The 26,522-nt window shown below is 68.6% G+C and carries 27 protein-coding genes; 19 read left to right on the top strand and 8 right to left on the bottom strand.

Translation table 11 applies throughout. The features are described 5' to 3' along the window. Positions 1 to 10 precede the first annotated feature (10 nt). The 5 genes from efp to ETP66_RS01225 are packed head-to-tail and all read right to left on the bottom strand — an operon-like array spanning position 11 to position 3,895. The gene (efp, locus tag ETP66_RS01240; RefSeq protein ID WP_130839835.1) at positions 11 to 565 is read right to left on the bottom strand and encodes an elongation factor P; all 555 of its coding nucleotides are present in this window, start codon (positions 563 to 565) and stop codon (positions 11 to 13) included. Next, entirely contained in the window at positions 562 to 1,464 is a 903-nt protein-coding gene (locus ETP66_RS01235; protein WP_130839833.1) for a quinate 5-dehydrogenase, read from the bottom strand. The genes efp and ETP66_RS01235 overlap by 4 nt, the downstream gene beginning before the upstream one ends. A gap of 6 nt (positions 1,465 to 1,470) precedes the next feature. After that, positions 1,471 to 1,635, bottom strand: coding sequence for a hypothetical protein (locus ETP66_RS11960; RefSeq protein WP_201738435.1), 165 nt, complete (start codon positions 1,633 to 1,635; stop codon positions 1,471 to 1,473). 37 nt (positions 1,636 to 1,672) lie between these two features. Next, positions 1,673 to 2,542, bottom strand: coding sequence for an agmatinase (gene speB, locus ETP66_RS01230; RefSeq protein ID WP_130839831.1), 870 nt, complete (start codon positions 2,540 to 2,542; stop codon positions 1,673 to 1,675). Positions 2,543 to 2,569: 27 nt separating this feature from the next. After that, complete coding sequence (locus ETP66_RS01225) at positions 2,570 to 3,895, bottom strand: M20/M25/M40 family metallo-hydrolase (protein ID WP_130839829.1); 1,326 nt, start codon at positions 3,893 to 3,895, stop codon at positions 2,570 to 2,572. 17 nt (positions 3,896 to 3,912) lie between these two features. Here ETP66_RS01225 and mglB point away from each other — a divergent pair, with 17 nt between their 5' ends. From mglB to ETP66_RS01175, 10 genes are all read left to right on the top strand, one after another. Beyond that, on the top strand, positions 3,913 to 4,404 hold the full coding sequence (mglB, locus tag ETP66_RS01220; RefSeq protein WP_130839828.1) for a GTPase-activating protein MglB: 492 nt from the start codon (positions 3,913 to 3,915) through the stop codon (positions 4,402 to 4,404). A 1-nt stretch (position 4,405) separates the two neighbouring features. Then, positions 4,406 to 4,996, top strand: coding sequence for a GTPase MglA (gene mglA, locus ETP66_RS01215; RefSeq protein WP_130839826.1), 591 nt, complete (start codon positions 4,406 to 4,408; stop codon positions 4,994 to 4,996). 154 nt (positions 4,997 to 5,150) lie between these two features. Then, a complete protein-coding gene (locus ETP66_RS01210; RefSeq protein WP_330848606.1) occupies positions 5,151 to 5,282 on the top strand; it encodes a cytochrome c oxidase subunit 2A in 132 nt (43 codons plus the stop codon). A 4-nt stretch (positions 5,283 to 5,286) separates the two neighbouring features. Then, positions 5,287 to 5,841, top strand: coding sequence for a cytochrome C oxidase subunit II (locus tag ETP66_RS01205; RefSeq protein ID WP_130839824.1), 555 nt, complete (start codon positions 5,287 to 5,289; stop codon positions 5,839 to 5,841). 1 nt (position 5,842) lies between these two features. After that, on the top strand, positions 5,843 to 7,531 hold the full coding sequence (locus ETP66_RS01200; protein ID WP_130839822.1) for a cbb3-type cytochrome c oxidase subunit I: 1,689 nt from the start codon (positions 5,843 to 5,845) through the stop codon (positions 7,529 to 7,531). A gap of 54 nt (positions 7,532 to 7,585) precedes the next feature. After that, positions 7,586 to 8,053, top strand: coding sequence for a hypothetical protein (locus ETP66_RS01195; protein WP_130839820.1), 468 nt, complete (start codon positions 7,586 to 7,588; stop codon positions 8,051 to 8,053). A gap of 177 nt (positions 8,054 to 8,230) precedes the next feature. Continuing rightward, positions 8,231 to 8,500, top strand: a complete 270-nt coding sequence (rpsO, locus tag ETP66_RS01190; RefSeq protein WP_130839819.1) for a 30S ribosomal protein S15 — start codon at positions 8,231 to 8,233, stop codon at positions 8,498 to 8,500. A 58-nt stretch (positions 8,501 to 8,558) separates the two neighbouring features. Then, the gene (gene pnp / locus ETP66_RS01185) at positions 8,559 to 10,703 is read left to right on the top strand and encodes a polyribonucleotide nucleotidyltransferase (protein WP_130839817.1); all 2,145 of its coding nucleotides are present in this window, start codon (positions 8,559 to 8,561) and stop codon (positions 10,701 to 10,703) included. Between the two features lie 81 nt (positions 10,704 to 10,784). Continuing rightward, on the top strand, positions 10,785 to 12,515 hold the full coding sequence (locus ETP66_RS01180) for a ribonuclease J (protein WP_130839815.1): 1,731 nt from the start codon (positions 10,785 to 10,787) through the stop codon (positions 12,513 to 12,515). 3 nt (positions 12,516 to 12,518) lie between these two features. Then, positions 12,519 to 12,965: a universal stress protein gene (locus ETP66_RS01175; protein ID WP_130839813.1), complete on the top strand. Its 447-nt coding sequence runs from the start codon at positions 12,519 to 12,521 to the stop codon at positions 12,963 to 12,965. On the opposite strand, the gene ETP66_RS01170 is transcribed toward ETP66_RS01175, so the two are convergent. Then, positions 12,944 to 13,909, bottom strand: coding sequence for a sodium:calcium antiporter (locus ETP66_RS01170; RefSeq protein ID WP_130839811.1), 966 nt, complete (start codon positions 13,907 to 13,909; stop codon positions 12,944 to 12,946). The two genes, ETP66_RS01175 and ETP66_RS01170, sit on opposite strands and share 22 nt — an antisense overlap. 3 nt (positions 13,910 to 13,912) lie before the next feature. Further along, positions 13,913 to 16,345 (bottom strand): cation-translocating P-type ATPase, encoded by a 2,433-nt coding sequence (locus ETP66_RS01165; protein WP_130839810.1) that lies wholly within the window; start codon positions 16,343 to 16,345, stop codon positions 13,913 to 13,915. 67 nt (positions 16,346 to 16,412) lie between these two features. On the opposite strand from ETP66_RS01165, the gene ETP66_RS01160 reads away from it, so the two are divergent. From ETP66_RS01160 to ETP66_RS01150, 3 genes are all read left to right on the top strand, one after another. Further along, positions 16,413 to 16,979, top strand: coding sequence for a thioredoxin family protein (locus ETP66_RS01160; RefSeq protein WP_130839808.1), 567 nt, complete (start codon positions 16,413 to 16,415; stop codon positions 16,977 to 16,979). Positions 16,980 to 17,043: 64 nt separating this feature from the next. After that, positions 17,044 to 17,976 (top strand): NAD-dependent epimerase/dehydratase family protein, encoded by a 933-nt coding sequence (locus ETP66_RS01155; protein WP_130839806.1) that lies wholly within the window; start codon positions 17,044 to 17,046, stop codon positions 17,974 to 17,976. Between the two features lie 143 nt (positions 17,977 to 18,119). Beyond that, positions 18,120 to 18,668 (top strand): SLAC1 family transporter, encoded by a 549-nt coding sequence (locus tag ETP66_RS01150; protein WP_236630063.1) that lies wholly within the window; start codon positions 18,120 to 18,122, stop codon positions 18,666 to 18,668. Here the strand turns inward: ETP66_RS01150 and ETP66_RS01145 are convergent. After that, positions 18,561 to 19,973 (bottom strand): lyase family protein, encoded by a 1,413-nt coding sequence (locus tag ETP66_RS01145; protein WP_130839804.1) that lies wholly within the window; start codon positions 19,971 to 19,973, stop codon positions 18,561 to 18,563. The two genes, ETP66_RS01150 and ETP66_RS01145, sit on opposite strands and share 108 nt — an antisense overlap. A 163-nt stretch (positions 19,974 to 20,136) precedes the next feature. Between ETP66_RS01145 and ETP66_RS01140 the strand changes: the two genes are divergently transcribed. The 6 genes from ETP66_RS01140 to ETP66_RS01115 are packed head-to-tail and all read left to right on the top strand — an operon-like array spanning position 20,137 to position 26,511. Then, positions 20,137 to 21,432 (top strand): ABC transporter substrate-binding protein, encoded by a 1,296-nt coding sequence (locus ETP66_RS01140; protein ID WP_130839802.1) that lies wholly within the window; start codon positions 20,137 to 20,139, stop codon positions 21,430 to 21,432. Beyond that, on the top strand, positions 21,433 to 22,296 hold the full coding sequence (locus ETP66_RS01135) for a branched-chain amino acid ABC transporter permease (RefSeq protein ID WP_130839800.1): 864 nt from the start codon (positions 21,433 to 21,435) through the stop codon (positions 22,294 to 22,296). It abuts the gene before it with no gap. Then, a complete protein-coding gene (locus ETP66_RS01130; RefSeq protein ID WP_130839798.1) occupies positions 22,293 to 23,366 on the top strand; it encodes an ABC transporter permease subunit in 1,074 nt (357 codons plus the stop codon). The genes ETP66_RS01135 and ETP66_RS01130 overlap by 4 nt, the downstream gene beginning before the upstream one ends. Then, entirely contained in the window at positions 23,363 to 25,030 is a 1,668-nt protein-coding gene (locus tag ETP66_RS01125; RefSeq protein WP_130839796.1) for an AMP-binding protein, read from the top strand. Before ETP66_RS01130 ends, ETP66_RS01125 begins: the two co-directional genes overlap by 4 nt. Further along, positions 25,011 to 25,775 carry an ABC transporter ATP-binding protein gene (locus ETP66_RS01120; RefSeq protein ID WP_130839794.1) on the top strand — a complete coding sequence of 255 codons (765 nt, stop codon included), beginning with the start codon at positions 25,011 to 25,013 and terminating at the stop codon, positions 25,773 to 25,775. Before ETP66_RS01125 ends, ETP66_RS01120 begins: the two co-directional genes overlap by 20 nt. Beyond that, positions 25,768 to 26,511 (top strand): ABC transporter ATP-binding protein, encoded by a 744-nt coding sequence (locus tag ETP66_RS01115; protein ID WP_130839793.1) that lies wholly within the window; start codon positions 25,768 to 25,770, stop codon positions 26,509 to 26,511. Before ETP66_RS01120 ends, ETP66_RS01115 begins: the two co-directional genes overlap by 8 nt. The last annotated feature ends 11 nt before the right edge of the window (positions 26,512 to 26,522 follow it).

The raw sequence follows: 26,522 nt of genomic DNA, 5'->3' as shown, positions 1-26,522 counted from the left end.
ACGGGGGTTCCTAGGCGCGGCCCACGTACTGGCCGGTGCGGGTGTCCACCTTGATCACCTCGCCGGGCTCCACGAAGAGGGGCACCTGGACCACCGCCCCCGTCTCCAGGGTGGCGGGCTTGCTCCCTCCGGAGACCGTGTCCCCCCGGACCCCTGGGGGGGTGTCCACCACCCTGAGCTCCACCACCGTGGGGGGGGTGATCTTGAGGGGGCGGCCCTCGTACATGTCCCCCAGAACGGTCATGCCTTCCTTGAGGAAGCGGGCCGCCTCCACCTGCCCCTTTGGCAGGTGGAACTGCTCGTAGGTCTCGAGGTCCATGAAGACCAGGTCCTCCCCCTCCCCGTAGAGGTACTGGAGCTCCCGGGTCTCCACGTAGATGTCCTCCAGCTTCTCCCCGGAGTTGAAGGTGCGCTCGATGGTGGCCCCGCTTTCCAGGTTCTTAAACTTGGCCACCACCTTGGCCCCACCGCGGCCCAGCTTCTGGTGCTGGTACTCCACGCACTCCCACAAGCCGCCTTCCATCTTCACCTTGGTGCCGGGCCTGAGATCCGTCACGCTGATCATGCCGCCTCCCAAAGGTCCACCACCTGGGGCCTAAGCCCTAAGAGGTCAATATACCGGAGGAGGTCTTCCTCCCCCAGCTCCCGCCCGGCCAGGGCCACCAGAAGGGCCTCCAGGACGTTGGTGCCGAAGCTCCGCCCCCCCAGGCGGGGGGTGGTGGTGATCAGCCGGCGCACCCCGCACGCCCGCAGAAAGGCCACGTCCTCCGGGGTGGTGGTGTTGGTGAGGACGGACTTGCCCCGCATGTCGTCGGGCATGTGCCGGCGGATGTAGTGCCAGTCCCCGGCCACCAGATCGGCCCAGCGGTAGTAGCGGCTCCGCCAGTCCACCGCCCGCCCCCGCTGCCGCTCCCCCGTGGGGTAGAGGAGGCGGAAGGGAAGCCGGGTGAGGAGGGGCAGGAGGAGGAAGGCCAGCTTCTGGAGGAAGGAGAGGGAGTAGAGGGGGATGGGCAGGCCCAGGGCGAAGATGAGGTCCCCATAGAGGACCTTGGCCCCCGCCTGGTTCAAGGCCTCGGCCAGGCCGAAGCGGTCCACGGCCGAGGGCAGGAGCACCTTGGTTTTTTCCCATTCGATCAGCCCGGAAAGCTCGGCCACCGCCCGGCGCTCCAGGGTGTGCTTGAGGCCGGAACCGTCCACCACCGGGGTTTGCCGGGCGGCCTCCTTGAGCCTCCGGGCATCGCGGATGGTGTAGCGCCTTCCCCCGGCGAAGAGGTAGAGGTCGATCCCCCCTAGGCCGATGGCGTCCACCTTGCCGTCCAGCTCGGCGATGAGGCGGAGGGCCTTCTGGAAATCCCCGTCCGTCCCCCGCCTTTCCAGGAGCACCTTCTCCCCCAAAAGCTCCACCTCCACCGCGGAGTCACGGCGGCTTTCCCCCAGGGAAACGGAAACCACGCGCCTGGCCACGAGGGGCTATTCTAGCCCGGCCCAGAGGGCCAGGGTCAGGAAGAGCAAGGCCAGGAGGAAGAAGGGCCAGACCCGGCGCACCCCCAAAAGCCGGGCCAGGAGGCCGAAGAGGGCGGCGCCGAAGGCCAGGGCCAGGAAAAGAGCGGGAAGGTTATCGAGAAAAGCCCGCATGGCTCCAGGCTACCGCAAAACCCGCGCCCGGCGGGATCTAGCCCGGCCCGAGCCAGCCCGCCTGCAGCCCCTTGAGGCCGATGGCGTGGTACACCAGCTGGGCCGCGGTCATCTCCGCGTGGAACTGGCCGTTGGGGGAAAGCTCCACGAACTCCATCCCCACCACCTCCTTCTCCCGGAAGACGGCTTCCAGAAGGTCCACCGCCTGGCGGTAGGAGAGCCCCCCGGGGAGGGGTGTGCCCACGCTGGGCATCACCGCGGGGTCCAGGGCGTCGAAGTCAAAGCTGAGGTAGACCCGTTCCCCCAGGGCCCCCAGGATCTCCCCCAGGGGAAGGCCCTGCCGGTGGATGCGGTGGGCGGGGAAGAGGGCCACCCCCCGCTCCCGGACCAGGGCCAAGGCGTCCCGATCCATGGCCCGGAGGCCCACCTGCACCAGGGGAAAGCCCTCCTGCAGGAGGCGGTAAAAGGGGGAGGCGTGGGAGTAGGCCGAGCCCTGCCACTCGGGGTAGAGGTCCGCGTGGGCGTCGATGTGGAGGAGGGAGAACTCCCCCAGGGCCTCCCGGTGGGCCAGGACCAGGGGATGGGCGATGGAGTGGTCCCCCCCCAAGGAGACCAAAAACTTCCCCGCCCGCAGGTGGGCAAGGGCCGCTTCCCGGATGAGGGCATGGCTCTCCTCGGCGCTCCCCGCCACGAAGGGCACGGCCTCCGCCGCGTGGATCCCCACCTCCTCCGGGGCCACCCCAAGCTCCAGGAGAAAGGGCTCCAGCTCCCGGCTCGCCAGGAGGATGGCCTCCGGGCCCCGCCGGGCCCCGGGGAGGAAGGAGAGGGAGAGGTCGTAGGGCACGGGCAGGACCACCACCCGGGCCTCCCTGTAAGGGACGTCGCGCTCGCCGAAGGGAAGGCGCATACCCCAAGAGTCTAGCCGAGGTCCCCCTCAGCGGCCCAGGAAGTAAAGCTCCAAGAGGCGCAGGAGGGCCAGGGTGCCCCGCTCAAAGTCCTGGACGCGCACGTGCTCGCCCGGACCGTGCACCCGGCTCCCGGGGTACCCCACCCCCAGGCCCACTGCAGGGGCCTTCAGGTGGTGGAGGAAAGGGTGCATGGGCCCCGAGCCCGCCATGTTGGGGTAGAGGACCGGCTTCTGGCCGAAGGCCTCCTCCAGGGCCCGCCGGGCCAGGCCCACGAAGGGGTGGGCGAGGTCGGAGCGGGCCGGGCGCTCCCCCTTCTCCAGGACCACCACCTCCACGTCGTGAAAGCCGTGGGCCTCGAGGTGGCGGCGCAGGAGCCCCGGGACCTCCTCGGGGTCCTGGTCGGGCACCAGGCGGAAGTCCAGCTTGGCGAAGGCCTCCGCCGGGAGCACGGTCTTGGAACCCGGGCCCCCGTAGCCCGCGTGGAACCCGTTCAGGTTCACGCAGGGCTCGGTGAAAAGCCGTCCGTAGAGCTCCGGGCCCTCCGCCCCCCCCAGAAAGCCCCGCACCCCGAGGGCCGCCCTCAAGGCCTCGGTCTCATCGGGGATCTCCGCCAGGGCCTCCCGCTCCAGGGGGGTAAGGGGGCGGACCCGGTCGTAGAAGCTGGGGATCAGGACCCTGCCCTCGGCGTCCCGCAAGGAGGCCAAGGCGGCGGCCAAGCGGTAGATGGGGTTCTCCACCACCACCCCGTAGGAGGAGTGGAGATCCGAGGCCGCGGTGCGCACCCTCAGCTCCAGGGCCACGATCCCCTTGAGGCCCGCGTAGAGGAAGGGCCTCCCCTTGGCGTCCACGCCCCCCGCCTCCCAGACGATGGCCTGGGCCCGCAGGGCCTCGGCACGGTCCCGCACATAGGCCTCCAGGTGGGGGCTCCCCACCTCCTCCTCCCCCTCCACCACGAACTTCACCCGGGGCAGGAAGCCGTGCCGCTCCCGGAAGAGCCTGAGGGCCACCAGGCGGGCCACCAGCTCCCCCTTATCGTCCAGGGCTCCCCGGCCGTACCAGGCCCCGTTCCGCTCCACCAGCCGGAAGGGGTCCGTCTCCCAAAGCTCCAGGGGATCCGCGGGCTGCACATCGTAGTGGTTGTAAAAAAGGAGGGCCTTTTCCCCCTCCCCACCCTCGGCGTAGACCACCGGAGGGCCGTAGCCCTCGTGGAGCTCTGCCCTCAGGCCCAGACCCTCGAGGAGCTCCGCCACCTTGGCCGCCCCCGCCTCCAGGGCCCTTCCCTCCGCGCTCACCGTGGGCAGGGCCACGAGCTCGGCCAGAAGACCCTTGGCCTCCTGCAAAAACCCGTCCATGATAGACTGAGCATACTATGGTGGAGCCTTCCCTGGTCCTCTACGGGGACCTGTACGCCCGAGCCCTCGCCCTTCTGGAGGAGACCCTGCGGGAAACCGGGGCCCGCTACGCCCTCCTCATCGACCGCAAGGGCTTCGTCCTGGCCCACAAGGAAGCCCTCTGGGCCCCCAAGCCACCGCCTCTGGACTCCCTGGCTACCCTGGCGGCGGGCAACGCCGCCGCCACCCAGGCCCTGGCCAAGCTCCTGGGGGAAGCCCGCTTCCAGGAGCTCGTCCACCAGGGGGAGCGCATGGGCCTTTACGTGGACGAGGCGGGGGAACACGCCCTCCTCCTCCTGGTCTTCGACGAAAACGCCCCCCTGGGCAAGGTGAAGCTCTACGGCAAACGGGCGGCGGAGGCCTTGGCCAGGATCGCCGGGGAAGCCCTGGCCCACCCGCCCAAACTCAACCTGGACACCCAGTACCGGGAAGAGGCCAAGGCCATCCTGGACGAGCTCTTGGGCAACTAGCATGAGCACCATCAACTTCGCCAACCGCGAGATCAACTTCAAGATCGTCTACTACGGGCCGGGGCTTTCCGGGAAAACCACCAACCTCAAGTGGGTCTACGGGAGAATCCCCGAAGGGCGCAAGGGGGAGATGGTCTCCCTGGCCACCGAGGACGAGCGCACCCTCTTTTTTGACTTCCTCCCCCTGGACCTGGGGGAGGTCAAGGGCTTCCGGACGCGCTTTCACCTCTACACCGTGCCGGGTCAGGTCTTCTACAACGCCAGCCGCAAGCTGATCCTACGGGGGGTGGACGGGATCGTCTTCGTGGCCGACTCCGCCCCCAACCGCCTGCGGGCCAACGCCGAGAGCATGCGCAACATGCGGGAGAACCTGGCGGAGTACGGCCTCAAGGTGGAGGACCTCCCGGTGGTGCTCCAGGTCAACAAGCGGGACCTGCCCGACGCCCTTCCGGTGGAGATGGTACGGGCGGTGGTGGACCCGGGGGGACGCTTTCCCGTCTTCGAGGCGGTGGCCACCGAGGGGCGAGGGGTCTTCGAGACCCTGAAGGAGGTGAGCCGCCTGGTTCTGGCCCGGGTGGGAAGCGGGGCCTGAAAGGCGGGGTCCCTGGGGGCGGGCCAAAGGCCCGCCCCCGCTTTTACCACCCCGGGGTACTCTGCAAAACGCAGGGCCAAGGACTCGACTTTCGCTTAATAAGGGACAAATGTACTTCTCCCTCTCCCTCAGCCTTGGCTAACATGGAACCCGTATGCGGCAGCCGTGGAGGGAGGAAGGTATGGAGGAAAAACCGGTCGGTGCCCTGATGGTGATCGCAGTGCTCACAGGGGTGATCCTGGTCTTCTTCTTTGGGGTTCTCGCCCTGCTCTTCGCTAGGGGGTAAGGGTATGACGGATCGGGAGAAGCAGCTACACCACATCCTGGAGCGCTACGAGAAGGCCTGGATTGGCTTTGCCCTGGCCATGGTCCTCCTCTTCATCGCCATCATCGCCTTCACCCTGGCCAACCACGGTCTGCGCGGGGTGGTGCCCGTGGGGGAACTGGAGCTGGTGGACCCGGCCACGGTGCGCTTCGAAGGCCCCTGGGCCGACCCGGAGCGGGCGGTGGTCCAGACCGGGCCCAACCAGTACACCGCCCACGTGTTGGCCTTCACCTTCGGCTACCTGCCTAACCCCGTGGTGGTGCCCAAGGGTGCGGAGATCGTCTTCAAGGTGACTAGCCCCGACGTGCTTCACGGCTTCCACATCGAGGGGACCAACGTCAACGTCGAGGTGCTCCCCGGGCACGTGGCCATCGTCCGCTACACCTTCCGCGAGGCCGGGGAATACCGGATCATCTGCAACCAGTACTGCGGCATCGGGCACCACCGCATGTTCGGTGCGGTGAGGGTGGTGGAGCCCGAGGAGTTCGCCGCCCTGACGGGCAAAGCGGAGGTGAACTAGCATGGCGGTGCGCGGCCTACCCCAGGTATACGCGTCCCACCCGGAGAAGAAGCTCACCCTCTACTACCTCACCCTGGGCTTCATCGCCCTCCTGGTGGGCAGCCTCTTCGGCCCCTTCCAGGCCCTGAACTACGGCAATGTGGACGCCTACCCCCTCCTTAAGCGCCTCCTCCCCTTCGTCCAGTCCTATTACCAGGGCCTCACCCTCCATGGGGTCTTGAACGCCATCGTGTTCACCCAGCTCATGGCCATGGCCATCATGTTCTACCTGCCGGCACGGGAACTCGCCCCCTTGGGGGTCAAGCCCAACCTGGCCCTGGGCTGGATCGCCTGGTGGATGGCCTTTGGCGGCCTCCTCCTGGCCGCCTGGCCCCTCCTGGCCAACGAGGCCAGCGTCCTCTACACCTTCTACCCGCCCCTCCAGGGCCACTGGGCCTTCTACCTGGGGGCCACGGTCTTCGTGGCCGCCAGCCTGGTGGTGGGCCTCATGGTCCTGGGGATGTGGCTCCGCTTCCGCAAGCTCCACCCCGGGAAGGTCACCCCCTTGGCCACCTACATGGCCGTGACCTTCTGGCTCATGTGGTTCCTGGCCTCCTTGGGCCTGGTGGTGGAGGCGGTGTTCTTCCTCATCCCCTGGTCCTTCGGCCTGATCCAGGGGGTGGACCCCCTCCTGGCCCGCACCCTCTTCTGGTGGACGGGCCACCCCATCGTCTACTTCTGGCTCCTGCCCGCCTACGCCCTCCTCTACCTGGTCCTGCCCAGGATCGCCGGGGGCAAGCTCATCTCCGACCCCCTGGCGCGGCTCGTCTTCCTCCTCTTCCTCCTCTTCTCCGTACCCGTGGGCTTCCACCACCAGTACGCCGACCCCGGGATCGACCCCACCTGGAAGTTCGTCCACGCGGTTCTCACCCTGTTCGTGGCGGTGCCCAGCCTGATCACCGCCTTCACCATCGCCGCCAGCCTGGAGCTGGCAGGGCGCAACCGCGGGGGGAAAGGCCTTTTCGGCTGGATCCCCGTCCTGCCCTGGCATAACCCCGCCTTCGTGGCCCCGGTCCTGGGCCTCATCGCCTTCATCCCCGGCGGGGCGGGCGGGATCGTGAACGCCAGCTACAGCCTGAACTACGTGGTGCACAACACCGCCTGGGTGCCCGGCCACTTCCACCTCCAGGTGGGCACCCTGGTCACCATGACCATGATGGGGGCGGTGTTCTGGCTCATCCCCCACCTCACGGGCAAGCCCCTCAGCGAGCCCATCCGCAAGGCGGGCCTGGCCGGGGTCTGGCTCTGGTTCGTGGGGATGATGGTGATGGCGGTAGGACTGCACTGGCAGGGCCTCCTCTTCGTGCCCCGGCGCTCCTACATCGCCGAAGTCCCCGACGCCTATGCCCACACGGCCGTGCCCATGGTCTTCAACGTCCTATCGGGGATCATCCTCCTGGCGGCCATCGCCTTCTTCTTCTACGCCCTCTTCGCCCTCCTCCTCCAAGGCCGACGCGAGGTAGCGGTGGCGGAAAGCGAGGTGCCCTTTACCGAGGTGCTCTCCAACGGGCAGGGCCGGATGGTGGCCCTCATGGACCGGGTCTGGTTCTGGTTCGCCCTGGCGGTGATCCTGGTGGCCCTGGCCTACCTGCCCACCCTGGTCCAGCTCTTCACCAACATGAACCCCGTGCCGGGGATGCGGGTCTGGTAAGCACCCCCCGCGCCGGGCCCGCCCGGCGCGGGGCCTTCTCGTCCCAAGCGCGCCATGGGTTTTCCTCCCCTGCACCGCCACATAGCCCTCCTCAGCGTCCTGCCCTTCGCCATCCAGTTCGTGGGGATAGGGTTTTCCGATGCCCTGGGGGAGGGGCTTTGCGGCAGCGTCTTCGGCATCCCCCTGCGGGAGGCGGTCCTCTACGGGCTGGTGAGCGAGTACTACTACTACGGCCAGTTCTTCCTCCTCCTCCTCTCCCTAAAGGCCGCCTACGCCCTGGGCCTCCTCATCCAGGGCTCCCTCGCGGAAAACCCCGCCCTGCCCTCCTGGGCGCGGCGGGCAGGGCTGGCCCTTTCCGCCCTCTACCTGGGGGCTTTTCTCCTCACCCGCACCCTTCCCCTGCCCTTCGTCACCCCTGTGGGTCCCGCCCTCCTCTCCCCCGCCCCCCTGGACCCCCTCTCGGCGATGATGGTGCTGCCGGAGCCCTTTCTCCTCTGGCTCCTCCTCAGGGGGAGGCCCTGAGCGCCCCGTCGCGGCCTGCCCCGCGAGGGGGCCCCAGAAGGGCCAGCGGCAATTCCCAAGCTCCGGCGCCCGCTTGACAGGGAGCCTCCCACCCCCTAGGCTCAAGGGTGGCTCGGGCTGACCGGGCCTTCGAGGAGGAAGGGGCCTAAAGCGCTTTCCCCCCTGACGGAGGAGAAAATGCCCATCGCTAAGGAAGAGAAACAGAAGCTCATCCAGGAGTTCGCCCGCTTCCCCGGGGACACGGGGAGCACCGAGGTGCAGGTGGCCCTCCTCACCCTGCGCATCAACCGCCTCTCCGAGCACCTCAAGGCCCACAAGCACGACCACCACTCCCACCGGGGCCTCTTGATGCTGGTGGGGCAAAGGCGGAGGCTTCTGCGCTATTTGGAGCGGGAGGACCCGGAGCGCTACCGGGCCCTGGTTGAGAAGCTGGGCTTGAGGAAGTAAACTGGGCATCAGGTCGGGGGCGGGGCCTTAGGGCTCCGCCTTCCGCTTGAGGAAAGCCATGCCAGAAGCCACCGCCAACACCCCCAAAGCCCAAAGGTACGAGACCCAGGTGGCGGGCCGCCCCCTGGTCCTGGAGACGGGCAAGTACGCCAAGCAGGCCTCGGGATCGGTCCTGGTCCGTTACGGGGACACCGTGGTCCTGGCCACGGCCCAGGCCTCGGAGGAACCCGTAGAGGCCGACTTCCTGCCCCTCACGGTGGAGTTCGAGGAGCGGCACTACGCCGTGGGCAAGATCCCGGGAAGCTTCATGCGCCGGGAAGGGCGGCCGGGGGAGAAGGCCATCCTTTCCGCCCGCATGACGGACCGCCCCATAAGGCCCCTCTTCCCCAAGGGCTTCCGCCACGAGGTCCAGGTGATCGTCACCGTGCTCTCCGCCGACCAGAAAAACCCCCCGGACATCCTGGGGCCCACGGCGGCCAGCGCCGCCCTCATGCTTTCCGATATCCCCTGGGCGGGCCCCGTGGCCGCGGTGCGGGTGGGGCTTTTGGGGGGGCAGTTCGTCCTCAACCCCACCCTGCAGGAGCTAGAGGAAAGCCAGCTGGACCTGGTGGTGGCGGGAAGCCGGGAGGCCATCCTGATGGTGGAGGCCGGGGCGGGAGAGGTGGACGAGGAAACCCTAGTGCAGGCCCTGGAGTTCGCCCATCGGGAGATGCAGGCCATCCTGGACCTGCAGGAGGCCATGGCCAAGGCCTGGGGCAAGCCCAAGATGGCCTGGACCCCCCCCGAGACCCTATCCGAGGAGGAGAAGGAGGCCCTCTACCGCCTGGCCCTGGAGCGGGGGCTTTCCGCCGTCCTGCAGACCGCCAGCAAAGGGGAAAGGAGCCGGGCCCTCGAGGCCTTCGCGGAAGCGCTGATCCTCGAGGCCCTGCCCAAGCGGGAAGACGGCGCCTCCGAGGAGGGCAAGAAGCCCCTCTACGAGAGCGCCTTCGCCGAGGTGGTGCGCAGGGAGCTGAGGCGGCTGGTGCTGGAGGAGGGCAGGCGGGCCGACGGGCGCGGCCCCAAGGATCTCCGCCCCATCTGGATCGAGGTGGACGTCCTGCCCCGGGCCCACGGCTCCGCGGTCTTCACCCGGGGAGAGACCCAGGTCCTGGGCACGGTCACCCTGGGCACGGGCCGGGACGAGCAGATCATCGACGACCTGGGCATCGATGAGACCGATCCCTTCCTGGTGCACTACAACTTCCCCCCCTTCTCCACCGGGGAGGTGAGGCGCCTCCGGGGGGTTTCCCGTCGGGAGGTGGGGCACGGCAACCTGGCCAAGCGGGCCCTGAAGGCGGTGATGCCCAAGGGGGAGGCCTTCCCCTACACGGTCCGGGTGGTGGGGGACGTGCTGGAGTCCAACGGCAGTAGCTCCATGGCCACGGTCTGCGCCGGCTCCCTGGCCCTCATGGACGCCGGGGTGCCCATCCGGGCCCCCGTGGCCGGGGTGGCCATGGGCCTGGTGTGGGAGGGGGAGCGGGCGGTGATCCTCACCGACATCCTGGGGCTGGAGGACGCCCTGGGGGACATGGACTTCAAGGTGGCGGGAACCCGGCAGGGGGTCACCGCCTTGCAGATGGACAACAAGGTGGGGGGCCTGCCCCGGGAGGTGCTGAAGGAAGCCCTGATGCAGGCCCGGGAGGCCCGCTTGAAGATCCTGGACCTCATGGCCGGCGTCCTCCCCGGCCCTCGCCCCGACCTCAAGCCCTTCGCCCCCAGGATCCTGGCCCTCAAGGTGCCGGTGGAAAAGATCGGTCTGGTCATCGGGCCGGGGGGAAAGAACGTGCGGGCCTTGGAGGAGCTCGGGGTGGAGGTGGACATCGAGGAGGACGGCAGCGTGCGCATCTACTCCGCCGACATGGCGGCGGCCCACAAGGCCAAGAAGCGCATCGAGGAGCTCATCATGGAGGCCAAGGTGGGCGAGGTCTACGAGGGCACGGTCACCAAGATCACCCCCTTCGGGGCCTTCGTGAGCCTCTTCCCGGGCACGGAAGGGCTCCTGCACATCAGCCAGATCGCCCCCGGACGGGTGCAGCGGGTGGAGGACCACCTCAAGGTGGGGGACGTGATCAAGGTGAAGGTGCACCGCATCGATGAGCGGGGCAAGATCGACCTGATCCGCCCCGAGCTGGAGGGCAAGATCCCACCCAGGCGGCGCGGATAAGCGCCCCGCGGCCCCTCGGGCCGCGACGGGAACCCCACGGGCAGGCCACAGCCCCGGCTCCGCCGGGAGAACAGGAGGCGTATGGAAAACCCGGAACGTAAACCCAGGCGGCGGCGGCGCAGGCGACCCCAGGAGGGCGCCCCCCCAGAAGCCGTCGGTCCCCAGGACTTCGTGGAGATCATCCCCTTGGGGGGGATGGGGGAGATCGGCAAAAACATCACCGCCTTCCGCTTCAAGGACGAGATCTTCGTCCTGGACGGAGGGCTGGCCTTCCCCGACGAGGGGATGCCGGGGGTGGACCTCCTCATCCCCCGGGTGGACTACCTGATCCAAAACCGCCACCTCATCCGGGCCTGGGTCCTGACCCACGGACACGAGGACCACATCGGGGGGCTCCCCTTCATCCTGCCCATGATTTTCGGGAAAGAATCCAATGTGCCCATCTACGGGGCCCGGCTGACCCTGGGTCTCCTGAAGGGCAAGCTGGAGGAGTTTGGGCTAAGGCCCGGGGCCTTCAACCTAAAGGAGGTTTCCACCGACGACCGCATCCCGGTGGGACGGTACTTCACCCTGGATCTATTCCGCATGACCCACTCCATTCCCGACAACTCCGGGGTGGTGATCCGCACGCCCATCGGCACCATCGTCCACACGGGAGACTTCAAGCTGGACCCCACCCCCATCGACGGCAGGGTCTCCCACCTGGCCAAGGTGGCCCAGGCCGGGGCGGAAGGGGTCTTGCTCCTCATCGCCGACGCCACCAACGCCGAGCGCCCAGGCTACACCCCGAGCGAGATGGAGATCGCCAAGGAGCTGGACCGGGTGATCGGCCGCGCCCCGGGCCGGGTCTTCGTCACCACCTTCGCCAGCCACATCCACCGCATCCAGGCGGTGATCTGGGCGGCGGAGAAGTACGGGCGGAAGGTGGCCATGGAGGGGCGGAGCATGCTCCGGTTCAGCCGCATCGCCCTGGAGCTCGGCTACCTCAAGGTGCGGGACCGCCTCTACACCCTGGAGGAGGTCCGGGACCTCCCCGACCACCAGGTCCTGGTCCTGGCCACGGGGAGCCAGGGACAGCCCATGTCCGTCCTGCACCGGCTGGCCTTCGAGGGGCACGCCCGCATGGCCATCAAGCCCGGGGACACGGTCATCCTCTCCAGCAGCCCCATCCCCGGCAACGAGGAGGCGGTGAACCGGGTGATCAACCGCCTCTACGCCCTGGGGGCCTACGTTCTTTACCCCCCTACCTACCGGGTGCACGCCTCGGGCCACGCATCCCAGGAGGAGCTCAAGCTCATCCTGAACCTCACCACCCCCCGCTTTTTCCTCCCCTGGCACGGGGAGGTGCGCCACCAGACCAACCTCAAGTGGCTGGCCGAGGGCATGAGCCGTCCCCCGGAGAGGACCCTCATCGGGGAAAACGGGGCCCTGTACCGCCTCACGGTCACCACCTTCGAGAAGGCCGGGGAAGTGCCTTGGGGCACCCTCTACGTGGACGGCCTGGGGGTGGGGGACATCACCGAGGAGATCCTGGCCGACCGCCGCCACATGGCCGAGGAGGGGATCCTGGTCATCACCGCCTTGGCGGGAAAGGACCCGGTGGTGGAGGTGGTCTCCCGGGGCTTCGTGAAGGCGGGGGAAAGGCTTCTTGGGGAGGTGAAGCGCATGGCCCTCGAGGCCCTCCACAACGGCGTGCGGGAGAAGAAGCCCTTGGAGCGCATCCGGGACGACATCTACTACCCGGTGAAGAAGTTCCTCAAGAAGGCCACGGGCCGCGACCCGGTTATCCTGCCGGTGGTCATCGAAGGCTGAGGTATGTACCGGACCCTCCTCCTGCCCACGGACGGAAGCCAGGCAGCGGAAAAGGGGCTGCAGGAAGGCCTGCGGCTGGCCAAACTGCTGGGTGCCCAGGCCACCTTCCTTCACGTCCTCGAACCCCTGGGCCCCAGGCTCCTCCTGGGCCCAGAAACCCTCCCCTACTACGGGCAGCTCCTAGAGGAGCAGAGAAAGGCCGCCAAGGAGGCCCTGGCTCGGGCCCAGGCGGAGGCGGAAGCCCTGGGGGTGGCCTGCCGGAGCCTTCTCCGGGAGGGTCGGGCGGCGGAGGTCATCCGGGGGCTTTTGGAGGAGCACGACCTCCTGGTCTTGGCTTCCCACGGGCGCACGGGGCTAGACCTTCTGCTTTTGGGCAGCGTGACCCACGAGGTGCTGCGCCGGGCCAGGAAGCCCGTCTTGGTGGTGCCCTACCGGGCCAAAGAGAGGTAGGCAGCAAGCAGGTACAGGGCCAGGATGGCCCAGGAGTCGTAGGCCAGCACCCAAAGCTTCCTCAGGCTCTGGTACATGAGCCCGGTGAGCACGGCCCCCGCCATGGCCAGGAGGACCAAGAGGCTCACGAGATGGCCGGGGGCCACCTGGGCCAGAAGGGACCCAGGAGCCAGGAGGTCGGCGTAGAAGAGGAGAAAGGTGTTGAACAGGGTGCTCCCCAGAGCGTTCCCCAAGGCCAGGTCCACCGCCCCCAGGCGGGCCGCCGCCACCACCACCGTGGCCTCGGGCAGGGTGGTGACCAGGCCCACCATAAAGGTGCCCACCCAGGCCTGGCCCAGGCCGGTCTCCTCGGCGATGGCCCCCGCCAGGCCCGGCAGGAGGACCGCCGCCCCCACCAAAAAGGCCGCCCCCAGGGCGTAGCGGAGAAGGGCCGTCCGCAAGGGCACCCGTTCGTAGGCCTCGGCCTCTAGGGCCTGGTCCCGGGGGAAGCGCCGGGCGTAGCGGAAGGAAAGCCAGAGGGCCAGGAGGTAAAGGGGGAGAAGGGCCAGGGCGAAGGGCCCCACCCGACCCCCGTTCCCCTCCGCCAGGAGGCCCAGGCCGGCGGTGGCCAGGAGGAGGACCACCAGCCCCAGGCTGAGGGCGTGCCCCTGGCCTGCCCGGGCGGAGAGGGGACGGGGGTGCACCGCGTCCAGAAGGGTGAGAAGGAGGAAGTTCACCATGCTGGCCCCCAGGAGGTTGCCCACGGCGATGTCGGGGAGGTCCTGAAGGGCGGCGCTGGTCACGTGGAAAAGCTCCGGCAGGCTGGTGGTGACCCCCACCAGGAAGAGCCCCATGAAGCTGCGTCCCAGGCCCGTTTTCTCCGCCAAGACATCCCCGTAGTAGGCCACCTGCCGCCCGGCCAGGAGGACCACCAGGGCCACCAGCAGGAAGAGAAGGTAGAGCATCCCCTACCCCTTCCCCCCCGCCAGCCGCCGCACCAGGGGCAGGCTCAGGAGGGCAAAGGCCCCGGTGAGGGCCACGGCGGAGAGGGCCACCAGGAGCTCAGGGCCCTGGAGGGGCACCAGACCCAGGAAGGCCTGCCCCACCCACCAGTAGATGAGGAGTACCTGCAGGGCAGCCCCCAGGAGGATGGCGGCGTTGAGCCAGGGGTTGGGCAGGGGATGGATCCTGAGGAGCCTCGAGGGATAGGCGAAGAAGAGCTGGGCCAGGATCTCGTAGAGGAAGACCGCAGTACGTGCCACCAAAAGCCCCTTGCCCAGGAGGTAGACCCCCAGGAGGACCAGGACACCCATCACCGACTTCACCGCCCCGGTGAGGAGGATGAAGGCCAAAGACGCCCGGTCCAACAGGGGCTCCCTGGGGTCACGGGGAGGCCTCCCCATGAGCCCCGGGTTGCGGTCCACCCCCAGGGCCAAGGCCGGGGGACCGTTGGCGATGACGTTGATCCAGAGGAGCTGCACCGCGGTGAGGGGCAGGAAGAGGGCCCCGTTGTCCCGAAGGCCCAGGGCCAGGGCCAACCCTAAGCCGAAGAGGACCAAGAGGACCAGGGAGACGTTGGTGGAGAAGAGGTACCGGATGAACTTCTGGATGTTCTCGTAGATGCTCCGGCCCTCCTCGATGGCGGCCACGATGGTGGCGAAGTTGTCGTCCAGAAGGACGAGGTCCGCCACCTCCCGGCTCACGTCCGAGCCCCTCTGTCCCATGGCCACGCCCACGTCCGCCTGCTTCAGGGCCGGGGCGTCGTTCACCCCGTCCCCGGTCATGGCCACCACCTCCCCTGCCTTCTGCAGGGCCTGGACGATGCGGAACTTGTCCTCGGGCTTGACCCGGGCGAAGACGTCCACCTCCAGAAGCTCCTCGTCGGAAAGCTCCGCGATCTCCTCCCCCGTAGCCACCGTCTCCGCGGGGATGCCCACCATGCGGGCGACGGCCAAGGCGGTGGCCGGGTGGTCCCCAGTGACCATCACCACCCGCACCCCTGCCTGGAGCACCTTCCGCACCGCCCCCGGCACCTCTGGCCGGGGCGGGTCCAGAAGGAGGGCGAAGCCCAGGAAGCGCAGACCCTCCTCCCGCTGCCCCTCCCCTTGGGCGAAGGCCAGGACCCGGTAGCCCTCGCGGGCATGGGCCTCGGCCTCTTCCAGGAGCCTGGCCTTCTCCTCCTGGGGAAGGCCCAGGCGGGGAATGAGGGCCTCCGGGGCCCCCTTGAGGAAGCTCCCCCCGGGGGTGGTGACCCGCATGTACTTCCAAGCGCTGTCGAAGGGCCGTTCGGAGAGCCTGGGGTACTCCGCCCGCACCCGCCTCACCTCCAGGCGCTTAGCGGCGAAGCGGAGGAGGCCGAGCTCCAGGGGATCCCCCACCCCCGCCTCCAGGTCGGCGTCGTTGCAGAGGATCATGGCGAGGAGCATCCCCTCGGGGTCCGGACCCACCACCTCCTGCACCTCCATGCGGTTTTCCGTGAGGGTGCCCGTCTTGTCGGTGGCGATGACCGTGACGCTTCCCAAGGCCTCCACCGCCGCCAACCGGCGCACCAGGGCCTTGCGGCGCACCATGCGCTCCACCCCCAGGGCCAGGGCCAGGGTCAGGACGGCGGGAAGCCCCTCGGGTACCGCGGCCACCGCCAGGGCCACGGCGAAGATGACCACCTCGTCCGCCCGCTCTAGCCCTTGGAAGAGGAGACCTCCCAGGATGATGAAGACGGCCAGCCCCAGGATGTACCGGGCCACCTGGTGGCCGAAGGCGTTGAGACGCCTTTCCAGGGGGGTCTTCTCCCCTCCGATCTCCGCCAGCAGGCCGGCGATCCGGCCCATGGCGCTCTTGGGACCGGTACGGGTGATCTCCACAAGGGCCCGGCCCCGCACCAGGAGGGTGCCCGCGTGCACCTCCTCCCCTTCCCCCCGCTCTACGGGGACGCTCTCCCCGGTGAGGACGCTCTCGTCCAGGAGGACCCCGCTTGCCTCCAGGAGGAGGCCGTCCGCGGGCACGCGGTCCCCGGCCTCCAAGCGGACCACGTCTCCGGGAACGATCTCCCGGCTCTTCAGGGTGCGGAAGCGGCCGTCCCTCAGCACCCGCACCTGGGGCTCCGCCAGGGTGCGCAGGCGCTTCAGGGCCCGCTCAGAGCGGCTCTCCTGGAGGGTGCCCAGCACGGAGTTGAGGAGGAGGATGGCCAGGATGGCCAGGGACTCGAAGGGGATGCCCTGGGCCCCCTTGTAGATCCAAAGGGCCTGATCCACCACCAGGGCAAAGAGGAGGATGTAGATGAGAGGGCTTTGGAACTGGCGCAGAAACTTTCGCCAGAGGGGCTCCGGGGGTTTTTCCGGAAGGGCGTTGGGCCCGTGCTCCTTTAGCCTGCGCTTGGCCTCCTCTGAAGAGAGTCCGCGCATGGGCCCAGGATACCAGGAGGGGCCGGGGGCCATTGTCCCAGGGACCAGCCCGGGGTATGATGGCCCCATGCTGCAGTACCCCGAGCTTCCCCTGGAAAGCCCCCTGATCGACGCCGAGCTCCCCGACCCCCGGGGCGGGCGGTACCGGCTTTCCCAGTTCCAGGAGCCCCTCCTGGCCGTGGTCTTCATGTGCAACCACTGCCCCTACGTGAAGGGCTCCATCCGGGAGATCGTGGCCCTGGCGGAAAAGTACCGGGGCCAGGTGGCCTTCGTGGGCATCAACCCCAACGACTACAAGCGCTACCCCGAGGACGCCCCGGAGGGGATGGTGGCCTTCGCCGAGGAACACGGCATCCCCTTCCCCTACCTCCTGGACGAGAGCCAGGAGGTGGCCAAGGCCTACCGGGCCCTGCGCACCCCGGAGGTCTTCCTCTTTGACCAAAGGAGGCTCCTCCGCTACCACGGCCGGGTGAACGACAGCCCCAAGGACCCCGCCGGGGTGAAGAGCCACGATCTGGAGGCGGCCCTCGAGGCCCTCCTCAAGGGAGAAGAGCCTCCCTTGAAGGAGGCCCCCGCCATCGGCTGCACCATCAAGTGGCGACCCGGCAACGAGCCCGAGGTGAGGATCGGCTAACCCCAAGTCTTCACCCACCGGGCTGGTTTCGGGTAAACTGGCCCGGGTTTTTTGGAGGTGCCCCATGCGCGTACTGGTGACGGGTGGAGCGGGTTTCATCGGTAGCCACATCGTCCACAGCCTGGTGGAAGAAGGCGTGGAAGTGGCCGTGCTGGACAACCTCGCCACGGGCAAGCGGGAAAACGTACCCCAAGGCATCTACTTCTACAAAGTGGACCTCAGGGACCGGGACGGGGTGGAACGGGTCTTCCGCGAGTTCCGCCCCACCCACGTTTCCCACCAGGCGGCCCAGGCCTCGGTGAAGGTGAGCGTGGAAAACCCCGTCCTGGACTTTGAGGTGAACCTTTTAGGCGGCTTGAACCTCCTGGAGGCCATGCGCAGGTGGGGGGCGGAGAAGCTGGTCTTCGCCTCCACCGGGGGGGCCATCTACGGGGAGGTGGCCGAGGGCGAAGTGGCGGAGGAGGCCTGGCCCCCCAGGCCCAAAAGCCCTTACGCCGCGGGCAAGGCCGCCTTTGAGCACTACCTCTCCGCCTATGGACAAAACTACGGCCTCAAATGGGTCTCCCTGCGCTACGCCAACGTCTACGGCCCCCGCCAGGACCCCCACGGGGAGGCCGGGGTAGTGGCCATCTTCGCGGACAGGGTACTCCAAGGGGAACCGGTAACCCTCTACGCCAGGAGAACCCCCGGGGACGAGGGGTGCGTGCGGGACTACATCTACGTGGCCGACGTGGTGCGGGCCCACAACCTGGCCCTCAAGGGCCTGGAAGGGACCTACAACGTGGCGACGGGGGAGGGGCACACCACCCAGGAAGTCCTCGAGGCGGTGGCCGAGGCCGCGGGGAAAAGCCCCACCGTGCAACCCGCCCCCCCGCGCCCTGGGGATCTGGAGCGGAGCGTCCTCTCCCCCGCCAAGCTCCTGGCCCACGGCTGGCGGCCCCAGGTGGGCTTCCGGGAGGGCATCCGGCTCACCGTGGAATACTTCCGTACCCATTGACATACCCCCTATCCCTATCTTCTGATGCTGGGGGGTATGAGCGTCCGCAGCCACCTGATCTTCACCCGCACGCGCCTGCCCTTCGAGACCGCTAACGGCACCCGGTTTATCCCGCCGGTATCCGCCGCCAAGGCTTCTACCGGATGCTCGCGTTCTTGGGGCTGGGCCTCGTCCTCTTCCTCTGGGTAGGGGCCAACCTCCTGGCCCGCCTCTACGCCTACGAACCCCCAGCCCCGGAGCTGGCACCCGGCTTCTTCGTCGGCTTGGCCCCGGTGGGGGTGGGGATCCCGGCACCCCCCTCCCTCCTCCAAGGGGCCAAGGCGGCGGGCCTTCTCCCCGCGGACCTGGAGAACCTTCATCCCCTCGGCGCTGCCCTCTGGGGCTTAGGGGGATGGTGGTTTGCTCTGGCCATGGCCCTCTTCCTGGAAAACCTCCTCCCGCACCGGGTGCGTTTGGCCTTCCAACCCGGGCTTTGGGGCTTGGCCCTACCCTTGGCCGCCTTCACCCTGGCCGCCAAAACCTTGGCGGAGGGCTTGCACAGCCTGCTCCTGGACCTCCTGGCCCAGGGGCTCCTGGCCTTCTACCTACCCCTCCTGATCCGTAGCCTTCCCGCCTTCCTCCGCCTGGAAACCCTCAGGCCCCTTGGCCAGCAGGCGCCTGGCCAGGCGCACCCGAGCCCGCAGGGCCGCTAAGGCCTTGCGGTCTTCCTTGAGCCGCTTCCTGGCCCGGGCCAAGGCCTCCCCCCGGGCCTTGGGCCCCACACCCCCCAGGACCTCCCGGCGGGCGAAGAAGCCCTCGAGGCCCATCCAGGCGATGAGCTCCTCCCGCTCCACCCCGAGGAGTTCCGGCCTGACCCCGGGCAGGGCCCCCTGCACCCGGCGGTAGGCCTCGGCGAGGGGCACTCCCTGGCGCACCAGGAGGTCCACCGCCTCCGAGGCCAGGACCTCCGGGGAGAGCTCTTCCAGCAGGAGGGCGGGCTCGAAGCGGCTTTCCTCCAGGGCCACCCGGGTGAGCTCGAGGGCGGCCTCCGCCGCTTCCAGAAGGCCGGCCAGGGATTCCAAGGCCCCGGTGGAGTGGTCGTTCAGGTCGGTGTAGGGGGTGTTGTGGTTGAGGAAGAGGAGGGAGGCCGTATCCCCCAGGAGCCGCCCGGCGTAGACCCGGGCGTGCTCCAGCACCACGGGGTTACGCTTTTGCGGCATGAAGCTGGAGCCTTGGGCCAGGCTTTCCCCCACCACGAAGGCTCCCCGCTCCGCCCAGGAGAGGAGGTCAGTCTGGAAGCGGGAAAGGCTCGCCCCCAAGCCGGCCAGGGCCGCGGCCAGCTCCAGGGCGTAGTCCCCTGCGGCCACCGCATCCAGGGTGTTCTCCACCGGCCCCTCGAAGCCCAGAAGGGCGGCAAGCCGCCTGCGGTCCACGGGGTAAGGGCTTCCCGCCAGGGCGCTGGCCCCCAGGGGAGAGCGGTTCAAGGTGGCCAAGGCGCGGAGCAGGCGGCCGTGGTCGCGGGCGAAGAGGGCCTCCACCCCCAGGAGGTAGTGGTCCAGGGTGGTGGGCTGGGCGGGGCGGTGGTGGGTGCTGAGGACCAGGGGAACCCCCGCGTGGGCCTGGGCCTCCCGCAGGAGAACCCGACGGAAACGCCAAAGATCCCCCAGGAGAGCCAAAACCCTGTCCCGGAGGTAGGCGCGGAACACGGTGAGGTCCAGGTCGTTCCGGGAAAGCCCCCGCCTGACCGCCCCCGCCACCTCCTCCCCCCAGTGCTCGGCGAGCTGGGCCTGGATGGAGAAGAACACGTCCTCCGCCTCCCCCGTGAAGCTTGGAAGGGGGTGGGCCCGGAGCTGTCTTAAGGCCGCCACCGCCTCCTGGGCCCGGGGAACGCCCAGGCGGGCGAGCTCCAGGGCATAGGCGGTGAGGGCATCGAAAAAATGAGGGACTAGCTCTTCCCGGGCAAAGCGGTAGTGCCGCGCCAGGACCCAGCGGCGGTAGACGGCGTGCCAGCGGGGCATGGACCCATGCTACTTGACAAGGAATGGGGTTCGGGGATAAGTTGGTCCCAACCGACTGGTCGGTAGCGGCAGGCCCCCATGGGGCCCTTCGGTAAGCGGCAAACGCCCTTGTCGAACGCCGGGGGAGGGGCTAGCCTGGGGGTAAGAGGAAAGGAGGTTGGCGATGGGAAGGATAGGGACGGCGGTCCTTTGGGCGGTGGCGCTCCTCTTGGGGAGCGGGGTCTCGGCCCAGACCCTGCGCATCGGGGTGGTGGGACCCATGGCCTTCGTGCAAGGGGAGCACACCTGGTACGGGGCCACCTTGGCGGCGGAGGAGATCAACCGGGCGGGAGGCGTCCAGATCGGTAACCAGCGCTACCGCATCGAGCTCATCCGGGTGGATACCAACGAGATGACCAGCGTCACCGACGCCGCCACCGCAGTGGAACGGGCCATCACCGCCCAAAGGGTGGATTTCCTGATGGGCGGCTTCCGCAGCGAGGCGGTCCTGGCCATGACCGAGGTGGCCGCAGACTACCGCAAGATCTTCATCATCACGGGGGCCGGGTTGGACGGGCTTCTGGCAGGGCGGGTGGACCGGAACTACGAGCGCTTCAAGTACCTCTTCCGCGTGAGCCCCAATAAGTCCAGCGACCTGGCCCGGACCTCCCTTCTCCTGGCAGCCGAGGTGGTTCAGGCCGTAAGGCAGCAGCTCGGCATCCCTCGGCCCCGGGTGGCTATCCTGGCAGAACGGGCCGCTTGGGCCGACCCCCTGGTGGAAACCGCGGGCCGCCTCTTCGCCGCCCCCCCGCCCCAAGGATACGGGGCCGAGGTGGTGGGCACCTGGCGGCCTTCGGCCACAGCCACCGACGTGACCCCAGAACTCACGGCCATCCAGCGGGCCGGGGCCCAGGTGATCTTCACCGTGCTCTCCGGCCCCGTGGGGGTGCCCTTCGGGCGGGACTGGGGCCGCCTGAGGATCCCCGCCGCCCCCGTGGGCATCAATGTGGAGGCCCAGCAGGAAACTTGGCTCAGGGCCACGGACAACCTCGGGACCTACGTGGCCACCCTGAACTCCCTGGCCCCGGGCGTAGCCATTACCCCGAGGACCATCCCCTTCATCAGCAACTTCCAGGCCCGCTTCCGCCAGTTTCCCATCTACACGGCCAGTGGAGCCTACGGGGCGCTTTACATCCTGGCCGAGGCCCTGACCCGCGCGGGCACCACCAACGTGGACGCGGTGGTGCGGGCCCTCGAGGCCACTGACTACACCGGGGCCACAGGGCGCATCGTCTTCGATCGGACCCACGACGTCACCTGGGGCCCCGGGTACACCACGGGCCTAGGGGTGCAGTGGGTGGGCGGCCGGATGCAGGCCTTCTGGCCCCGCAACTGGCAGGTGGAAGGCCGGGTGGTGAGCTACGCCGGGGTGCGCCCCTATGAGCTCCCCCCTTGGGTGGTGGAGGCCTGGAGAAGGTAGATGCTCGCCGCCATCCTGGTTAACGGCCTGGTCCTGAGCGGCATCTACGGGATGCTGGCCCTCGGCTTCGCCCTCACCTACGGGGTGGCCCGCATCCTGAACCTGGCCCACACCGCTTTCTACATGGCCGCCGCCTACGCCCTTTTCTTCTTCCTGGGACTCATGGGTTTCGCCCCGGCGGCTCTTCTCTCTGCCCTTTTGGTCCTGGGGCTGGCCCTCCTGGCCTACTGGTTCTTTCTGGAACCCCTCAAGGAGTACGAGGCCACGGTCCTCATCGTCACCATCGCCCTGGCCCTCCTCCTCCAGGAAGTGGCCCTCCTCCTCTTCGGCGGGCACTTCCGCTCTGTCCCTGCCCTGCTTCCAGGGTTCGTGGAGATCCTGGGGGTGCGGGTGGCCCAGCAAGCCCTCCTGGCCCTCCTCTTCGCCGGAGGGGTTCTGCTTTTGGCCTGGGCCTTCCTGAAGGGAACCCGGCTCGGCCTCAGCATCCGGGCCGCCGCCCAGGACCAGGAGGCAGCGGAGCTTCTGGGGATCAGCCTTTCCCGGGCCGGGTACTGGGCCGTGGGGCTCGGGGCCCTGCTGGCCGCCCTGGCGGGCCTGGCCGTAGCCCCCATGGCCACCCTGGAGCCCCACATGTGGATGCCGCCCCTCCTGGTGGTTCTGGCGGCGGTGGTCCTCGGAGGGCTCGGTAGCCTCCCGGGAGCCCTCCTGGGAGCCTTGGTCCTGGCCTTCGCCGAGGTAACGGTGGTGAACCTGGTGCCCGGGGGCGCCTTCCTGCGCACCGCCGTGGCCCTCCTCATCCTGGTTTTGGTCCTGGTCCTACGCCCTGAAGGCCTTTTCGGCGCGTCCTTCGCGGAGGAGCGATGACGGGTCCCCTGCGGGTCTGGTCCCTTCCCTGGGCTCTCCTATACCTGCGGCACGAGGTTCTGGCCCTTCCGGGCCGCACCTTGGCCCTGCTCTTCGTCCTCTTCCTCCTTCTCTTTCCCCTCTTCAGCCAGGACCCTTACTGGCTCAGGGTCCTCACCCTCACCGCCATCTTTGCCCTCTACGCGGCCAGCTGGGACCTCCTCTCCGGCTACACGGGCCAGGTGAGCCTAGGACACGCCTTCTTCTTCGGCCTTTCCGGCTATACCTCCGCCATCCTGGGCCGGGAAACGGGGCTCTCCCCTGCCCTCACCATCCCCTTGGGGGCCCTCCTGGCCACCCTGGCGGGGGTGCTGGTAGGCCTCCCCTCCTTAAGGGTGCGGGGGCCCTACCTCTCCCTGGTCACCTTGGCCTTTCCCATCATCGCCACCGGCCTCATCTTCCTCTTCCCCCGGTTCACCGGGGGGGAGCTCGGGCTTTCCGGCCTGCCCCGGCTCGGGCAGAGCCGTCTGGAGGAGTATTACCTGGTGGTGGTGATCTTCCTCATTTCCCTTCTCATCCTGTGGAAGCTTGCGGGCTCGCGAATAGGCCTCCTCTTCCACGCCGTCCGCGAGGACGAGGCCGCGGTGCGCATGGTGGGGGTGAACACCGTGCGCCTTAAGCTCCTGGCCTTCGCAGTAAGCGCCCTTTTCGCCGGGATTGCCGGTGGGCTCTACGCCCACTATCTGCGGGTGGCGGGGCCGGACAGCCTTTCCCTCTTCAACTCCATCCAGCCCGTCATCTGGTCGGTCTTCGGGGGCATCGCCACCATCTACGGTCCCGTGGCCGGCACTTTTCTCCTCTTCCCCATCCTGGAGATCCTGCGGGTCACAGAAGAGCTCCGGATGCTGGCCTTCGCCCTCCTTATCCTTCTCGTCATGCGCTTCCTGCCCCAAGGGGTGGTCCGGGGCGTCCTGGACCGTTTGGAAGAGGTGTGCCCCCGGTGCAAGGTGAGGAACGCCTTCACCCGCAGGCACTGCCGGGCCTGCGGGGTGGAGCTGCACCTTCCTGCGGCAAAGGAGGTGAAACCGTGACCCAGACCCTCTACTGGGAGCGCCCTTGGCTGCGCTTCTACCCCCCGGGAACTCCCGCTGAGGCGGAAACCCCTACGGGCAGCGTGGGCGAGAAAGTGAGGGAGGCTTTCGAGGGGAGGAGCCGTGAAGTGGCCCTCCTCTACTACGGAAGGGCCTACCGCTACGAGGAGCTCCTGGAGGCCATCCAGCGCTTCGCCGGCGGCCTCAAGGCCCTGGGGTTGGCCCCCGGGGACCGGGTGGGGCTCTACCTGGCCAACAGCCCCCAGTTCGTCATCGCCTACCTGGGCATCCTCTGGGCCGGGGGGGTGGTGGTGCCCGTGAGCCCCCTCTACACCTCCCACGAGCTTCGCCACCAGCTCCTGGACTCGGGGGCCCGCTTCCTGGTGGTCCAGGACGCCCTGCTGGAAAACGCCGCCCGAACCGGCGTGGCTTTGGAGGCTACCGTTGTGGCCTCCCTTAAGGAAGCCCTTCCCACGTGGCAAAGGTTGCTGGTGAGAGGGCTTCCCCCGCCCAAAGGACCCGGAATCCATCCCTTCGCCGACCTGCTCCGGAGCGCCCCCCTCCCTGTTCCCGAGCCCCGGGGAGAGGAGGACCTGGCCGCCCTCCCCTATACGGGGGGAACCACCGGCCTGCCCAAGGGGGTGGAGATCACCCACGGGAACATCCTGGCGGCCCACCGCGTGATCCAAAGCCTGAACCCCCTGGGCCGGGAAAACACCATCCTGGCCTTCCTGCCCTTCTACCACATCTACGGCCAGGTGGTCCTCCTCCTTGGGGGGCTTCTCTCCGGGGCCAGGCTGGTGGTCTTCTCCACCCCTGACCCCGACTGGATCCTCGAGGCCATGGTGCGCTACCGGGCCACCCACTTCTTTGGGGTCCCTTCCCTCTACGAGGTCCTCCGGGACCACCCCAAGGCCCACTGGGTGGACTGGCGACGGCTAGAGGTGGTGGTAAGCGGGGCCGACACCCTGCACGAGGCTACGGTGGAGGCCTTCAAGCGGCGCACGGGGAGGGAGATCGCCGAAGGGTACGGGATGACCGAAACCACCTCGGTGAGCCACATCAACCCCCGCGACCGGATAAAGCGGGGCTCTTTCGGCATCCCCCTGCCAGGCATCCGGGCCCTGGTGGTAGACCCAGAAACCCTGGAGCCCGTGCCCGTGGGGGAGGTGGGGGAGCTGGCCCTGGCCGGACCCAACGTGACCCGGGGCTACTGGCGGCGGGAGGACGAGAACGCCCGAAGCTTCTTCAGCCAAGGGGGCCTCCGCTTCTTCCGCACCGGGGACCTGGTGCGCATGGACGAGGAGGGGTATTTCCACTTCTACGACCGGGCCAAGGACATGATCAAGTACAAGGGCCGCCCCGTCTTCCCCCGGGAGATCGAGGAGGCCCTCCGCGCCCACCCTCTGGTGAAGGCCGCCGGCGTGGTGGGGGTGCCGGACCCCAAGGTGGGGGCCTACCCCAAGGCCTACGTGGTCCTGGAGGCGGAGGCCCGGGGCAAGGTGACCGAGGAGGACCTCCTGGCCTTCCTAAAGGAACGCCTCGCCCCCTACAAGCTCCCCAGGGAGATCGAGTTTCGGGGGGAGCTACCCAAGACGGACGTGGGCAAGGTATCGCGCCGGGAGCTGCGGGAGGAGGTCCAGGGTGGACCTGCTGCAGGCTGAAAACCTCTCCAAGCGCTTTGGGGGGTTGCAGGCCCTTTACAGGGTGGACCTACGGGTGAAGGAGGGGGAGATCGTGGGCCTTATCGGCCCTAACGGGGCGGGCAAGACCACCCTCCTGAGGATCCTCCTGGGCATCCACCGCCCCGACGAGGGGCGGGTGTTCTTCAAGGGGAAAGCGATCACCTCCCTCCCCACCTGGGAGCGGGTGCGCCTGGGCCTAGCCGCCACTTTCCAAAGCCCCAGGCCCCTGAAGCGCCTGCCCGTGATCGCCAACGTCCTGGTAGCGGCCTACGGGCCCCGAGGAGGGAGGAAGGGGGACTGGGTGAAGCGGGCCGAGGCGCGGGCCCTGGACGCCCTGGAGTTCGTGGGCATCGCCGACAAGGCCAAGGAGCCGGCCTCGGTCCTCTCGGGGGGAGAGCTCAAACGCCTGGAGATCGCCCGCGCCCTGGCCACGGAGCCCGAGCTCCTTATCCTGGATGAGCCCTTTGCCGGCCTCACCCCGGTGGAGACAGAGCTCCTCGCCAAGTCCCTGGCCCGCCTGCGCAAGGGGGGAAGGTTTGGCAGGCTCCACAGCGAGGGGTGCGCCATGGTGATCATCGAGCACAAGCTTTCCGAGCTCTTCAAGATCGCCGACCGGGTGGTGGTGCTGCACTTCGGGGAGGTGCTGGCGGAGGGTACCCCCGAGGAGGTGGCCCGCAACCCCAAGGTGATCGAGGCCTACCTGGGGGAGGAGGCCCATGCTTGAGGTCCAGGGGCTTTCCCTCAGCTACGGCAAGGCCCAGATCCTCTTCGGGGTGGACCTGGAGGTGCGGGAGGGGGAGCTCGTCTGCTTGGTGGGGCCCAACGGCGCCGGCAAGACCAGCTTCCTCCGGGCCATCACCGGCCTGGTCCGCCTCGAGGCCAGGCTCCACCGGGGCAGCAAGGCGGGGGAGATCCGCCTGGAGGGGGAGGCGCGGTTCTTGGGGAAGCGCATCGACCACCTCCTCCCCCACCAGATCGCCCAGCTGGGCCTGGTCCTCTGCCCCGAAAGGCGGCGGCCCTTCAAGGAGCTCTCCGTGGAGGAGAACCTCCTGGCCGGGGGGCTCCTCCTGCCCAAGGGGGAAGTGCGGAAGCAGCTCGCCTTTGTTTACGAGCTCTTTCCCAGGCTCCAGGAGCGCCGGGGCCAGCGGGCAGGCAACCTCTCCGGGGGGGAGCAGCAGATGCTGGCCATCGGCCGGGTCCTCATGGCCCGTCCCAAGCTCCTGGCCATAGACGAACCCTCCACCGGCCTCGCCCCCAAGGTGCGGGCCCTGGTCTTTGAGCAGATCGCCCGGGTGCGCCAGGAGGGAATCACCGTCCTCCTGGTAGAGCAGGAGGCAGCCCGGGCCCTGGCCTTGGCCGACCGGGCCTACGTCCTCTCCAACGGGCGCCTGGTGCGCCAGGGGCCCGCCCGGGCCCTCCTGCAAGACCCCCAGTTCCAAAGGGCCTACTTGGGCCTTTAGGGCTACCCCTC

The organism is Thermus thermamylovorans, assembly GCF_004307015.1.
GTDB lineage: Bacteria > Deinococcota > Deinococci > Deinococcales > Thermaceae > Thermus > Thermus thermamylovorans.
This window is presented reverse-complemented; position numbering and strand designations above follow the sequence as displayed.

Coding starts and splice junctions, on each gene's coding strand:
- ETP66_RS01165 (WP_130839810.1), bottom strand. CDS start 16,345: ATGCGCGGACTCTCTTCAGAGGAGGCCAAGCGCAGGCTAAAGGAGCAC.
- ETP66_RS01140 (WP_130839802.1), top strand. CDS start 20,137: ATGGGAAGGATAGGGACGGCGGTCCTTTGGGCGGTGGCGCTCCTCTTG.
- ETP66_RS01205 (WP_130839824.1), top strand. CDS start 5,287: ATGACGGATCGGGAGAAGCAGCTACACCACATCCTGGAGCGCTACGAG.
- ETP66_RS01180 (WP_130839815.1), top strand. CDS start 10,785: ATGGAAAACCCGGAACGTAAACCCAGGCGGCGGCGGCGCAGGCGACCC.
- mglA (WP_130839826.1), top strand. CDS start 4,406: ATGAGCACCATCAACTTCGCCAACCGCGAGATCAACTTCAAGATCGTC.
- ETP66_RS01160 (WP_130839808.1), top strand. CDS start 16,413: ATGCTGCAGTACCCCGAGCTTCCCCTGGAAAGCCCCCTGATCGACGCC.
- efp (WP_130839835.1), bottom strand. CDS start 565: ATGATCAGCGTGACGGATCTCAGGCCCGGCACCAAGGTGAAGATGGAA.
- ETP66_RS01155 (WP_130839806.1), top strand. CDS start 17,044: ATGCGCGTACTGGTGACGGGTGGAGCGGGTTTCATCGGTAGCCACATC.
- ETP66_RS01195 (WP_130839820.1), top strand. CDS start 7,586: ATGGGTTTTCCTCCCCTGCACCGCCACATAGCCCTCCTCAGCGTCCTG.
- ETP66_RS01150 (WP_236630063.1), top strand. CDS start 18,120: ATGCTCGCGTTCTTGGGGCTGGGCCTCGTCCTCTTCCTCTGGGTAGGG.
- ETP66_RS01115 (WP_130839793.1), top strand. CDS start 25,768: ATGCTTGAGGTCCAGGGGCTTTCCCTCAGCTACGGCAAGGCCCAGATC.
- ETP66_RS01200 (WP_130839822.1), top strand. CDS start 5,843: ATGGCGGTGCGCGGCCTACCCCAGGTATACGCGTCCCACCCGGAGAAG.
- rpsO (WP_130839819.1), top strand. CDS start 8,231: ATGCCCATCGCTAAGGAAGAGAAACAGAAGCTCATCCAGGAGTTCGCC.
- ETP66_RS01170 (WP_130839811.1), bottom strand. CDS start 13,909: ATGCTCTACCTTCTCTTCCTGCTGGTGGCCCTGGTGGTCCTCCTGGCC.
- ETP66_RS01175 (WP_130839813.1), top strand. CDS start 12,519: ATGTACCGGACCCTCCTCCTGCCCACGGACGGAAGCCAGGCAGCGGAA.
- mglB (WP_130839828.1), top strand. CDS start 3,913: ATGGTGGAGCCTTCCCTGGTCCTCTACGGGGACCTGTACGCCCGAGCC.
- ETP66_RS01135 (WP_130839800.1), top strand. CDS start 21,433: ATGCTCGCCGCCATCCTGGTTAACGGCCTGGTCCTGAGCGGCATCTAC.
- speB (WP_130839831.1), bottom strand. CDS start 2,542: ATGCGCCTTCCCTTCGGCGAGCGCGACGTCCCTTACAGGGAGGCCCGG.
- ETP66_RS11960 (WP_201738435.1), bottom strand. CDS start 1,635: ATGCGGGCTTTTCTCGATAACCTTCCCGCTCTTTTCCTGGCCCTGGCC.
- ETP66_RS01130 (WP_130839798.1), top strand. CDS start 22,293: ATGACGGGTCCCCTGCGGGTCTGGTCCCTTCCCTGGGCTCTCCTATAC.
- ETP66_RS01225 (WP_130839829.1), bottom strand. CDS start 3,895: ATGGACGGGTTTTTGCAGGAGGCCAAGGGTCTTCTGGCCGAGCTCGTG.
- ETP66_RS01210 (WP_330848606.1), top strand. CDS start 5,151: ATGCGGCAGCCGTGGAGGGAGGAAGGTATGGAGGAAAAACCGGTCGGT.
- pnp (WP_130839817.1), top strand. CDS start 8,559: ATGCCAGAAGCCACCGCCAACACCCCCAAAGCCCAAAGGTACGAGACC.
- ETP66_RS01145 (WP_130839804.1), bottom strand. CDS start 19,973: ATGCCCCGCTGGCACGCCGTCTACCGCCGCTGGGTCCTGGCGCGGCAC.